Genomic DNA, 11,592 nt, shown 5'->3' with positions numbered 1-11,592 from the left:
GTATTGTGTTGGTTTGTGGGTGGGGTGGGGGGGGTGGTGGGGGGAGGGGTGCAGGCGGGCGCGCGCCCCCCCCCACCCGGCCCGGCCCAGCGCCGCGGCCGCGGCGGGGTGCGCCACCACCCGGGTGAGCGCCCCGGCCAGGGCGCCGGCGTCGCCGGGCGGGACCAGCAGGCCGGTGCGGCCGTCGTCCACCAGCTCCGGGATGCCGCCGATGGCGGAGGCGACCACGGGGACGCCCTGCGCCGCCGCCTCGAGGACGGCCATCGGGCAGTTCTCCTCCCACAGCGCCGGCAGGACGGCGACGGTCGCCTCCCGCAGGTGCGCCCGGACCGCCTCCGGCGGCTGGGGACCCAGGACGTCGACCGGCAGACCCTCGGCGGCGACCCGCGCCCGCACCTGCCGCTCCACGCGGCCCGAGCCCAGCAGCCGCACCCGCACGCCGGCCGGCAGCCGGCCCGCGGCGTCCAGCAGCACGTCGACGCCCTTCTCCGCCACCAGCCGCGAGGCGTACAGCACCACCGGCGGGCCGTCCGGCGCCGGGCGCGGCGCCGACGCGGCGGCCACCGGGTTGGGCAGCACGGTCACCCGCGCGGCCGGCAGCCCGCCGGCCACCACCCGCTCGCGCAGGTGCGCGCTCGGCGCGAGCAGGGCGTCGACCCGCTCGTACACCCCGCGCGCCCGGGACGCGTAGGCGTCGGCGGCCGCGGCGACCGCGCGCCAGCGGGAGCCCTCCAGGCAGCGGTGCCGGACCACCTGCCCGTACCGCCCCGACAGGCACCGGGTGCACGGCGCGCCCTCGGTGAACAGCCGGTAGTTCGGGCAGACCGGCTTGTAGTCGTGCAGCGTCATGACGGTCGGCACCCCGCGCCGGCGCAGCGCGTCGAGCACCGAGACGGTGAGCCGCTCGAAGACGTGGTGCACGTGCGCCACGTCGGGACGCACCCGGTCGACCACCCGCGTCAGCGCCCGGTACACGCGCGGTGACCAGGTGCCGGCCCACGCCTCCCCGGCGCGGGTGCGGGCGCCCGCCCCCGCCGCGGCGGGCAGCAGGTCGCGCACCGGGGTGGGCAGGGTGCGCTCCTCGGCGACGGCGAACGGCACCACCTCGGTGCCGGCGGCGCGCAGCAGGTCGGCGGTGAGCACCAGCACCGTCTCGGCCCCGCCGGGTCCCGGCGTCCAGTGGTTGCCGACCAGCAGGACCCGCACGTCAGGGGGCCACGTCAGGGGGCGTCGAAGCGCAGCACCGCCTGCAGCGGCGGAGCGGCCAGCCGGCGCCCGGCCAGGTCCGAGAGCAGCCGCGGCCCCTCCTCGAAGGGCAGGACGTCGGTGACCAGGCAGCCGCGGACGTCGTCCCCGCGGGCCCGCAGCAGGTCGAGGGTGACCTCGGCCAGCGCGGTCCGCGGCCACGCGCCGGCCATCCCGCGGGGCACCCGGCTGATCTGCGCGCAGACGACCGACAGGCCGTTGTGGTGGAACTCCTCGCCGAGCCGCACCGCCTCCGCCCCGGCCTGGTAGAAGCCCAGGTCGACGGCGACGCCCTGCGGCCGCAGCGCCTTGAGCGCGGTGGCCAGCGCCGCGTCGTGGCCGCGGCACTGCAGCACGACGTCGGCGCCGGCGTCGCCGGGCCAGTGCCGCCAGCGCTGCTTGACCGCCCGCCACGCCGAGGCGTCGGCGTCGTCCACGGTGGCCAGGCCCAGCGTCTCGGCGACCGCGCGGCGGGCCGGCGACGGCTCGGCCACCACGACGTCGGCGGCGCCGTGCCGGACGGCGAGCAGCGCCGAGAGCAGACCGATCACGCCCGCACCGGTGACCAGCACGTGCCGGTCGCGGACGCCGGCGTCGAGGGTCGCGTCGGGCCCGGCGAACGCGGCGGCCGCATGGAGCAGCCCGTTGACGCAGATCGGTCCCATCTGCGCCAGGTAGACCCCGAGGACCGGGTCGAGGTCGTCGGGCACCGGGACGACGGTCGTCGTGGCCGGGTCGACGCAGCGCCCGGTGCGGTGCCCGTAGGCCAGCGCCACCAGCGATCCCTCGGCGAGGGCGGGCGTGCGGCTCTCGGTGACCCGGCCGACCTCCATGTAGCCCAGCGCGCGGACGGGGTAGGCCGCGGTCGGGCCGCTGTCGTCGAACGAGCGGGTGTCGGGGTCCCAGTGCAGCAGGTGGTGCGGGTCGGTGCCGCGGACGATCGCCACCTCGGTGCCCGCGCTCACCCCGCTCCACTCCGTGTGCACCCACGCCTGGCCGGGGCCGGGCTCGGGCTCCTCGTCGTCCAGGATCGCCGGCTCGCCGGGCGAGACGACCCCGATGGTCCGGATCGGCCGCCCGCTCACAGCTGCACCGTCCCGCCGTCGGCCGCGGCCGCGGCCACCGCGGTGGCCAGCCGGTGCGTGCGCAGCGCCTCCCGGTACGGCGTCCGGACGTCGTCGCCCTCCCCGCGGACGGCGGCGACGAACGCGCGGTCCTCGGCCTCGATGGGGTCGACCCGCCGGTCGACGGTCCGCTCGCCGTCGGCGTCGCTCACCACCAGCTGGTGCTCGGTGAGGAACAGGCCCAGGCCCGGGGCGACCACCTCGACGCCGATCCGGAAGCCCCGGGGCAGCAGGCAGCTGTTGGCGAACGAGCCCACCGCCCCGCTCTCGAAGCGCAGCGCGGCGGTGCACACGTCGAGGATGTCGCCGGGGCCGTCCGGGGACCGCGAGCCGGTGGCCCAGCCGCCGGCCACCTCCCCGACCAGCACGCGGGCGACGTCGAACAGGTGGGTGGCCTGCTCCACGGTCTGCCCGCCGGAGCCGTCCTGCCGGGCCCACCAGTCGACCCGCGGCGCCCGGTCCAGCCAGGCGCCGAGCACCATGCGGGCCGGTGCGCCGGCGAGCAGGTCCCGGGCCAGCTCCAGGGTGTCGAGGTGGCGCCAGTGGTAGCCGACCGCGGTGAGCAGGCCGGCGGCGTCGACGCGGTCGGCCAGCCGCTCGGCGGTCGCCAGGTCGGTGGCGAGCGGTTTCTCCACGAACAGCGGCAGCCCGCGGTCGACCGCGGCCTCCTCCACCGCGCCGTGCGCGTGCGGCGGCACGCAGACGTAGAGCGCGTCGAGCTCCTCGCCGTCGAGCAGGTCCTCCCACCGGGCGTAGGCGGCGGCGCCCGAGCGGGCGGCCAGCACCTCCGCGCGGTCCGTGCGCGGGTCGGCGACCCCGGCGACGGCCACGCCGTCGATCCCGCACAGGGAGTCCACGTGCCGCCCGGCGATGAACCCGGCCCCGACCAGGCCGATCCTCGTCGTCACGCCGCCTCCCTGCCCAGGGCGGCCGCCCGGCAACCCCGGGACGGCCGGCGTACCGGCCGGCCGTCCCGGGTAGACCGGACGGGCGCAGCCCACGCGCGCGGAACGGGCCGACCTCCCGGGAGCACCGTGACCGCGAAGCCCTTCGCCGACCGGGCCGAGGCCGGCCGTGCCCTCGCCGCCCGCCTGACCGACTCCGCCGGCCCGGACTCCGTCGTCCTCGGGCTGCCACGGGGTGGGGTGGTGGTCGCCGCGGAGGTCGCCCGGGCGCTCGGCGGGACGCTGGACATCGTCGTCGTCCGCAAGGTCGGCGTGCCCTGGCAGCCGGAGCTGGCGATGGGCGCGATCGCCGCCGCCGGCGAGGAGGTGGAGACCGTGCGCGAGGAGCGGGTCCTCGCGCGCGTCGCCGTGGACGACGAGGCCTTCGGCCGGGCCCGGGAGGGGGAGATCGCCGAGCTGCGCCGCCGGGAGGCCGCCTACCGGCAGGGCCGGGCTGCGACGCCGCTGGCCGGGCGGCCGGTGGTCGTGGTGGACGACGGCCTGGCCACCGGCTCCACCATGCGCGCCGCCGTCGCAGCCGTCCGCCGGCAGGGACCGGCCCGGCTCACGATCGCCGTGCCGGTCGCCTCGCCGTTCGCCTGCGAGCGGATCGCGGCCGAGGTCGACGACGTGGTCTCGCTCTGGGCGCCGGCGTCGTTCGCCGCGGTCGGCCAGGGCTACGACGACTTCCGCGCCACCACCGACGACGAGGTCCGCGCCGCGCTCGACGGCGCGGCGCGCTGAGGCGTCACGACCCCGGCCCCGCGGGTAGGGGGCGGCCATGAGCGAGCGTCTGGTCGCGGACCTGGTCGTCGAACGGCTGCGGCAGTGGGGCGTCCCCCGGGTCTTCGGCTACTCCGGCGACGGCATCAACGCCGTCATGGGCGCGCTGCGGCGGGCCGGGGAGCCGGAGTTCGTGCAGGCGCGGCACGAGGAGGCCGCCGCGTTCATGGCCGTCGGGCACGCCAAGTACACCGGCGGCGTCGGCGTCGTGCTGTCCACCCAGGGGCCGGGCGCGGTGCACCTGCTCACCGGCCTCTACGACGCCAAGCTCGACGGCGTCCCGGTCGTCGCGGTCATGGGCCAGCAGCAGCGCACGGTGATGGGCTCGCAGTACCAGCAGGAGATCGACCTGCTCTCCCTGGTCAAGGACGTCGCCGCGCAGTTCGCCCAGGTGGCGACGACGGCCGAGCAGCTCCCCCTGGTCCTCGACCGGGCGTTCCGCACCGCGCTGGCGACCCGCTCCCCGACGGTCGTCGTCCTCCCCCACGACGTGCAGCAGCTGCCGGCCCCCGAGGGCGACCAGGAGCACGGCGTCGTGGTGACCGCGCCGACCTGGCGGCAGGGGCGGGTCCTGCCGCACGACGACGACCTGCGCGCCGCCGCGGACCTGCTGGACGCCGGGGAGCGGGTGGCGCTGCTGGTCGGCCAGGGCGCCCGGACCGCCCGCGCCGAGGTCCTCGCCGTCGCCGAACGGCTGGGGGCGGGCATCGCCACCAGCCTGCTGGGCAAGCCGCACGTCGACGAGGACCACCCGCTCGCGGCGGGCGTCATGGGCCACCTGGGGACGACGGCCAGCGGCTTCGTCCTCGGGAACTGCGACACCCTGCTGATGGTCGGCACCAACGACCCGTGGACCGAGTACTACCCGCCGCCGGGGCAGGCCCGGGCCGTGCAGATCGACCTCGACGGGCGCCACCTGGGCGGCCGCTACCCGGTGGAGGTCCCGCTGCTCGGCGACGCCGGCGAGACGCTGCGCGCGCTGCTCCCGCTGCTGGCCGAGCGGGACCGCAGCCCGTGGCGGGCCGAGGTCGAGGGCGCCGTCCGCTCCTGGCGGGAGCTGGCGCAGCGGCGCGCGCACACGCCGGCCGAGCCGGTGAACCCGGAGCGGGTGGTGACCGAGCTCAGCCCGCGGCTGCCCGCCGACGCGCAGGTGGCCGTGGACGTCGGGTCGGTGACCTACTGGTACGCCCGCCACCTGCGGCTGCCCGAGGCAGTGCCGGCCCACCTGTCCAGCACGCTGGCCTCGATGGGGTGCTCGGTGCCCTACGGGCTGGCCGCCAAGCTGGCCGAGCCGGGCCGCCCGGTGGTCGCGCTCAGCGGGGACGGCGCGATGCAGATGCTGGGCAACGCCGAGCTGGTGACCGTGGCGCACCGCTGGCGGCAGTGGGCCGACCCCCGGTTCGTCGTCTGCGTGCTGCACAACCGCGACCTGGCCGAGGTCACCTGGGAGCAGCGGGAGATGGAGGGCGACCCCCGCTTCGACGACAGCCAGTCGCTGCCGGACTTCCCCTACGCCGGCTACGCCGAGCTGCTGGGGCTCACCGGGATCCGGGTGACCGACCCCGCCGAGCTCGGTCCGGCGTGGGACCGGGCGCTGGCCGCTGACCGGCCGGTGGTGCTGGAGGTCCTGGCCGACCCCGACGTGCCGCTGCTGCCGCCGTTCCCGGCCGGCGAGCAGAAGCTGGACTCCTTCCGCTCCGGGCTGGCGCAGGAGGGCCCGGCCGGCGAGCACGCGCGGGCGCTGCTCGACACCTACGCCGCCCAGGAGGGTGCGCAGACCTCCTAGACCCGCGGGTGGGCCGCCCCGGACACCGGGCGACTCCACCCGATCACCGTCCGTCGTGGCCGCGGTCACCCGGTCGGACGAATCCGAGCAGGTCCGCGCGCCGTGGCGTCGCGAGGGTTCACGCAGCGTGATCGGATCCGGCGCGTCGCTGCACCGAGCCGGGGAGAGCCGCGTGACCGCAGTCCAGCACCGTCCGACGAGCAGGACCGTCGCCGTGCGGCGTCGACCGGTGCGCCGCAGGCTGGCCCTGCTGGCGGCGGCGCTCGGGCTGAGCCTGGTCCTGCCCGCGCTGCCGGCCACCGCGGCGGCCCCGAGTGCCTGGACCTCGCCCTCCGGCGGGAACGGCAACGCGCTGCACAACCCCGGCGAGGCGACGATCACCCCGGGCAACGCCGCCCGCGTGGCCCAGGCGTGGACCGCCGACCGGGCCAACGCCGAGGGCGGCCAGCGCCCGACCGTCGTCGGCGACGTCGTCTACTACGTGCACCGGTACTGGAGCCCGACCGACCCGAGCACCCTGGTCGCCGCCTCGACGCGGACCGGGAAGACCCTGTGGCAGGTGTCCCTGTCCGCGCCGAACCAGCTGTTCTTCCCGACGGCGTGACCGTCGCCGGCAGACTCGTGCTGATCCCGTTCCAGGAACCGCGCACGGCCGGGGCCGGGCTGATGGCGGTCGACACGTCCAGCCGCAGGGTCGTCTGGACCAGCAAGGTGGCCCCGAACAGCGCGCAGAGCTACGCCTGGTCCAGCCACCGGGTCTACGCCGACGCCACCCGGGCCTACGTGTACCTGTCGGACTACACGCTGGCGGCCTACCGGCTCAGTGACGGCAAGCCGCAGTGGAGCGTCCGCCTCGAGGACCGCCAGGGCGTCGGGATCGCGCTGGGCGCCGGCGTCCTGTACGTCGGCTACGAGCCGCGGACCCCGGGGGTCACCGCGTACGACGCCGCCACCGGACGCAGGCTCTGGAGCGCACCCGGGCAGGGCACCCCGGTCGTCGCCGGCAGCCGTCTCCTCGCACGCAGCGGGAACTCCGTCGTCGCGGTCGACGCCGCCGGCTGCGGCAGGGCCACCTGCTCGGCGGTGTGGACGAGGTCGTTCCCGTCGGGCACCGAACTGGCCCTGGGCGCGGCCGACGGCAGCACCGTGTTCGTCACCTACCGCAAGCCCGTGCCGGCCAACCGCTACGGCGACACCTACGCCGGGGTGATCGCCCGCCTGTCCGTCGCGACCGGCGCGCAGCAGTGGACGACGACGCTCGGCGACTACTCCACCCCGGTGGTGCGCGGCGGCAGCGTGGTCTGGGTCGTCAACGAGTACCGGACGTCCTCCGGCGTCCTCGCCTCCCGGATCCTCGGGTTCGCCGCCACCGGCACCAGGACCTCGGCCCTGGTCAGCATCCCGGCCCGGCAGAACGGCTTCCCGCAGACCCTGACCATCGGCGGCGGCACGCTGTTCAACAAGACCAACGTCCCCCAGACGCTGGTGGCCTACCGCGTCCCGGGGACCTGAGCCGGCCCGGCCCGGCGTCCGTCGCCGGAGGGGCTCACAGCTGGGGCCGGACGCCGGCCTCCCCCGCGAGCGAGGACGGCCCCAGTGGACCGTCCCCCTCCACTGCGGCGCGGCCGGGACCTCGGCGACCGAGCGGCAGGACGGTGCGCCGCTCGCTGCCCTCGAGTTCCAGCGCCAGCGCCGCGTACAGCGCCAGGATCCCGAGGGCGAGACCGACCCACCCGGCGGCCGACTGCCAGGACGCGGACCCGGTGAGGTGGGCGGCGCCGGTGACGGCGAACCGGATCCCGGCCAGGCACATGACCGCGGCCGGGACGAGCTTGCTCGCCGCGGCGGAGACCGCCGGCACCTGCATGGCCACTCCGGCGGTCACCAGCAGGACGCCGAGGCCCGCGCTGGTGGCACCCGCGGGCGACGTGAGCGTGGTGAGGGCGACGACGGCCCACGTGCCGGTCAGCACGCCCATCCCGGTGGCGGCCACCGGGTCGCGCGCGAGGAATCCGACGACCGCCGCGGTGAGTTGCAGCGGCACCGTGGCGGCCAGGGCGGTGAGGCCGGCGATCCGGCCCTGGTCGGGCGGGATCCACCCGAGCTGGACGGCGGCGAACACGACGGTCGCCAGGGCCAGGGCGAGGAAGCCCAGCGGGAGGGGCGTGGCGATCGGGCGGAGGACGACGCGGGTCAGCGGCTCGCTCATCAGCTCACCAGGGCCTGGGTCGCGGACTCCTTGAGCTTGGCGTTGGCCCAGCGCATCTGGCGCAGCGTGTCGGGGTGGCAGCGCCGCGCCAGCTGGAACAGGTCGCGCTGCCGCGCGCCCTGGGCGGCCTGGGCGAGCAGCTCCCAGTCCAGCGACACCCCCGCGGCCTCCCGGTGCACGTGCCGCAGGTCGGCGAGCAGCAGCAGCCCTGGTTCGGGACGTCGTCCGAACAGGTCCGAGGCCGCCTGTTGGACCCGCTCGAGGATGCCGGGCTCGCCCCGGGGTTCCGGGTCCAGGTCGAGGCCGTGGTCGGTGCCGATCCGGGCCAGCTCGGTGACGTGCCGGCCGGACCACCGGGCGATGTCCCGGGCCACGTAGAAGACCTCGTGGTCGGCCTTGTGCCGGTCCGACACCGCCAGCAGCACCCGGTGCAGGTGGTTCTCCGAGCGGTGCAGCTCCTCGATGGCCAGGTGCAGCTTCACCGCGCACCTCCCTCACCCAGGTCCTCGACCGCCTCGGCAGCGGTGCCGCCGCGGGTGGGTGGCACCTCCGCCGCCACCGGCCGCGACCCGGTCGTCGTGGGCGCCGGGGCGGGTCCGGTGGCCTCGGCGAGCCGGGTCACCGCGGCGGCGGCGGTCTTGAAGATCGGCTGCTTGGAGCAGGCGTCCCAGTCGGTGAGCGTGAGCTCGTTGGCCGCCCGCCCGCCGTCCCCGGAGGGTCCGAAACCGCCGGGCTCGTCCCAGTAGCCGTAGTGGAAGGGCAGGAAGACCACGCCGGGCCGGATGCCGCTGATCCGCAGCCGGCCCTGCACCCGGCCCCGGGGGGTGGCCACCTCGAGCAGGTCGCCCTCGCCCCAACCGCGGTCGGCGGCGTCGGAGGAGGACATCTCGACCCACACCTCGGGTGCGGCGGCCTGCAGCTGGGGTGCGCGGCCGGTCTTGGTGCGGGTGTGGAAGTGGTACAGCGTGCGGCCGGTGACCAGCTGGAAGGGGAAGTCCTGGCTGGGCAGCTCGTGGGGCGGGAGGTACTCGGCCGCCTTGAGCACCGCCTTGCCGCCGGGGTTGAGCGCCCGGTACTCGGTCTCGTCCAGGGGCGCGCCGGTGACCAGGTCACGGCCGTAGCTCTCGCAGTGGTCGGGGTCGGCCCAGAACTGCCCGTCGACGTAGATGTGCTCGGTGCCCTCGGGGTGCTCCTCGGTGCACGGCCACTGGATGCCACTGCCGCCGCGCAGCGCGCCGTAGGACAGGCCGGTGTAGTCGCACGGCCGGCCGCGGCTGCACTCCTTCCACCCCTCGAACGCGCCCTCCGGGTCGGACCACTTCACCAGCGGGGCGCCGTCCCTGTCCCGCAGCCCCAGCCGGGAGGCGAAGTCGATCAGGATGTCGAGATCCGGCCGCGCCTCCCCCGGCGGGTCCACGGCCTTCTCCGACAGGTGCACGGTGCGGTCGACGTTGGTGAACGTCCCCGTCTTCTCCCCCCAGGTGGCCGCGGGCAGGACGACGTCGGCCAGCTGCGCGGTCTCGGACAGGAAGAGGTCCTGGACCACCAGGAACAGCCGCTCCTGGCTCAGCAGCTCACGGACGCGACGCAGTTCCGGCAGGGACACCGCCGGGTTGGTCGCGGTCACGTAGAGGAAGCGGATCGAGCCCTCCTCGATGTAGCGCAGCTGCTGCATCACGTGGGTGGGCGGTGAGTAGTGCGGGATGTCCATCGGATCGACGTTCCAGACCCGGGCGAGGTCCTGCACGTGGGCCTCGTTGGACCAGTTGCGGAAGCCGGGCAGGTCGCCGTCCGCCCCGGCTTCCCGGGTGTTCTGCGCGGTGGGCTGGCCGTTCATCTGCAGGATCCCGCACCCGGGCCGGCCGAGCATGCCGCGCACGATGTGCACGTTGTTCACCTGAACGGCGGCCGCGGTGGCCTGGTGGGACTGGTAGAAGCCCTGCAGCACGGTGGAGACCAGCCGCTGCGCGGTGCCGATCAGCCGGGCGGCCTCCCGGATCTGCGCCACCGGGACGTCGCACACCTCGGCGGCGACCTCGGGCGGGTAGTCCTGGACCCGCTTCGCCAGCTCGTCGAAGCCGACCGCGTGCGCCTCGACGTAGTCGGAGTCGACCCAGTCGTTGGCGACGATCTCGTGCAGCAGGGCGTTCACCAGCATCACGTTCGTCCCTGGCCGGGGTGCCAGGTGCACCGTCGCCGCCCGGGCCACCGGCGTCTCCCGCGGGTCCACGCAGACCAGCGCCGGCGGGTTGGGCCCGGCCAGCCGGTCGAGCACGCGGGTCCACAGCACCGTCTGGGTCTCGGCCATGTTGTGCCCGTAGAGGGTGATCACGTCGGCGGAGTCGATGTCGGTGTAGGAGCCGGGCTGCCCGTCGGAGGCGAACGACTCCTTGAGCGCGGCGGCCGCGGTGGCCGTGCACAGCCGGGTGTTGCCGTCGACGTGGTTGGTGCCGATGCCGCCGTGCGCGATCAGCCCGAGCGTGTAGTACTCCTCGAGGAAGAGCTGACCGGTGGTGTAGAACGCGATCGCACTGGGCCCCTGCTCGTCGAGCAGCTCGCGGCAGCGGCCGGCGACCGCGGCCATCGCGGTGTCCCAGTCGGTCTCCACCAGCTCGCCGTCCCGCCGGACGAGCGGTCGGGTGAGCCGGTCCGGAGAGTTGTTGGCCTGCCAGCCGAACAGGTCCTTGGGGCCCAGCCGGCCGTGGTTGACCCGGTCCACCGCCCGGCCGCGGACGCCGACGATGCGGCCGTCCTTCACCGCGATGTCCAGGCCGTCGCCGTTGGAGTGCAGGATCGTCGCCGACTGCACCCACCGGTCGACGTCGTCCTCGGTCAGCCCGTCGGCCAGGTACGAGTCGACCCGCGTCGGCCAGGTCTCCCCCGGCCCGTACGGCGTTCGGGTCCCCCACGGCTCGGCGATCCGGTCGATGCGTGACATGGCGGTTGTCCTACCCAACCGGGGACGACCGCTCCCATGACGGCTCCGTGACGAGACGCGTCCCGGGAGGCGGCCCGGGTAGGACACCGGTGCCCACCGCACACGACGAGGGAGACCACCGTGACCGTTGCCGACCGGATGCTCGACACCTACCCGAAGGACCTCGGCGGGGTCGACCGGGGGAAGCTGCTCGCCTGCATCGAGGCGTGCGTCGAGTGCGCCCAGGCGTGCACCGCGTGCGCCGACGCCTGCCTGAGCGAGGACATGGTCGCCGAGCTCACCAAGTGCATCCGCACCAACGCCGACTGCGCCGACGTCTGCGACGCCACCGGCCGGGTGCTGTCCCGGCACACCGGCTACGACGCCAACCTGACCCGCGCGGTGCTCGAGGCGTGCGCCGCCGCGTGCAAGGCGTGCGGCGACGAGTGCGACCGGCACGCCGAGATGCACGAGCACTGCCGCGTGTGCGCCGAGGCCTGCCGCCGCTGCGAGCAGGCCTGCCGGGATCTGATCGGCTCCCTCGGCTGAGAGCCGGCCCGAGGGGCAGAGATGGCCATCTCTGC

At 75.9% G+C, this 11,592-nt stretch carries 11 protein-coding genes; 5 read left to right on the top strand and 6 right to left on the bottom strand.

Annotated features, from left to right (window positions below):
• The 3 genes from ACI789_RS24395 to ACI789_RS24385 form a co-directional block, all read right to left on the bottom strand.
• A partial coding sequence (locus ACI789_RS24395) for a glycosyltransferase (protein ID WP_457012138.1) occupies positions 1-1,206 on the bottom strand: 1,206 nt, incomplete at its 3' end.
• 14 nt (positions 1,207-1,220) lie between these two features.
• Entirely contained in the window at positions 1,221-2,330 is a 1,110-nt protein-coding gene (locus ACI789_RS24390; RefSeq protein WP_457012137.1) for a zinc-dependent alcohol dehydrogenase, read from the bottom strand.
• Entirely contained in the window at positions 2,327-3,277 is a 951-nt protein-coding gene (locus ACI789_RS24385; RefSeq protein ID WP_457012136.1) for a Gfo/Idh/MocA family protein, read from the bottom strand. Before ACI789_RS24385 ends, ACI789_RS24390 begins: the two co-directional genes overlap by 4 nt.
• Before the next feature lie 126 nt (positions 3,278-3,403).
• Between ACI789_RS24385 and ACI789_RS24380 the strand changes: the two genes are divergently transcribed.
• The 4 genes from ACI789_RS24380 to ACI789_RS24365 all read left to right on the top strand — a co-directional run bounded on the left by ACI789_RS24380 (position 3,404) and on the right by ACI789_RS24365 (position 7,394).
• A complete protein-coding gene (locus tag ACI789_RS24380) occupies positions 3,404-4,057 on the top strand; it encodes a phosphoribosyltransferase (RefSeq protein WP_457012135.1) in 654 nt (217 codons plus the stop codon).
• Between the two features lie 37 nt (positions 4,058-4,094).
• On the top strand, positions 4,095-5,882 hold the full coding sequence (locus ACI789_RS24375) for a thiamine pyrophosphate-requiring protein (RefSeq protein WP_457012134.1): 1,788 nt from the start codon (positions 4,095-4,097) through the stop codon (positions 5,880-5,882).
• Between the two features lie 172 nt (positions 5,883-6,054).
• Positions 6,055-6,486 (top strand): hypothetical protein, encoded by a 432-nt coding sequence (locus ACI789_RS24370; protein ID WP_457012133.1) that lies wholly within the window; start codon positions 6,055-6,057, stop codon positions 6,484-6,486.
• 17 nt (positions 6,487-6,503) lie between these two features.
• Positions 6,504-7,394 carry an outer membrane protein assembly factor BamB family protein gene (locus tag ACI789_RS24365; protein WP_457012132.1) on the top strand — a complete coding sequence of 297 codons (891 nt, stop codon included), beginning with the start codon at positions 6,504-6,506 and terminating at the stop codon, positions 7,392-7,394.
• Positions 7,395-7,428: 34 nt separating this feature from the next.
• On the opposite strand, the gene ACI789_RS24360 is transcribed toward ACI789_RS24365, so the two are convergent.
• From ACI789_RS24360 to ACI789_RS24350, 3 genes are read right to left on the bottom strand one after another with little or no spacing between them, the layout of a single operon-like run.
• Positions 7,429-8,091: a hypothetical protein gene (locus ACI789_RS24360; RefSeq protein ID WP_457012131.1), complete on the bottom strand. Its 663-nt coding sequence runs from the start codon at positions 8,089-8,091 to the stop codon at positions 7,429-7,431.
• Positions 8,091-8,573, bottom strand: coding sequence for a hypothetical protein (locus tag ACI789_RS24355; protein ID WP_456919508.1), 483 nt, complete (start codon positions 8,571-8,573; stop codon positions 8,091-8,093). Before ACI789_RS24355 ends, ACI789_RS24360 begins: the two co-directional genes overlap by 1 nt.
• Positions 8,570-11,029, bottom strand: coding sequence for a molybdopterin oxidoreductase family protein (locus tag ACI789_RS24350; RefSeq protein ID WP_457012130.1), 2,460 nt, complete (start codon positions 11,027-11,029; stop codon positions 8,570-8,572). The genes ACI789_RS24355 and ACI789_RS24350 overlap by 4 nt, the downstream gene beginning before the upstream one ends.
• A gap of 120 nt (positions 11,030-11,149) precedes the next feature.
• Here ACI789_RS24350 and ACI789_RS24345 point away from each other — a divergent pair, with 120 nt between their 5' ends.
• A complete protein-coding gene (locus tag ACI789_RS24345) occupies positions 11,150-11,557 on the top strand; it encodes a four-helix bundle copper-binding protein (protein ID WP_457012129.1) in 408 nt (135 codons plus the stop codon).
• The last annotated feature ends 35 nt before the right edge of the window (positions 11,558-11,592 follow it).

The sequence above is a fragment of the Geodermatophilus sp. SYSU D00965 genome, from assembly GCF_054050075.1.
This window is presented reverse-complemented; position numbering and strand designations above follow the sequence as displayed.

Excerpts from the sequence above, each read along its gene's own strand:
- ACI789_RS24350 (WP_457012130.1), bottom strand. The coding sequence starts at position 11,029 with ATGTCACGCATCGACCGGATCGCCGAGCCGTGGGGGACCCGAACGCCG.
- ACI789_RS24375 (WP_457012134.1), top strand. The coding sequence starts at position 4,095 with ATGAGCGAGCGTCTGGTCGCGGACCTGGTCGTCGAACGGCTGCGGCAG.
- ACI789_RS24360 (WP_457012131.1), bottom strand. The coding sequence starts at position 8,091 with ATGAGCGAGCCGCTGACCCGCGTCGTCCTCCGCCCGATCGCCACGCCC.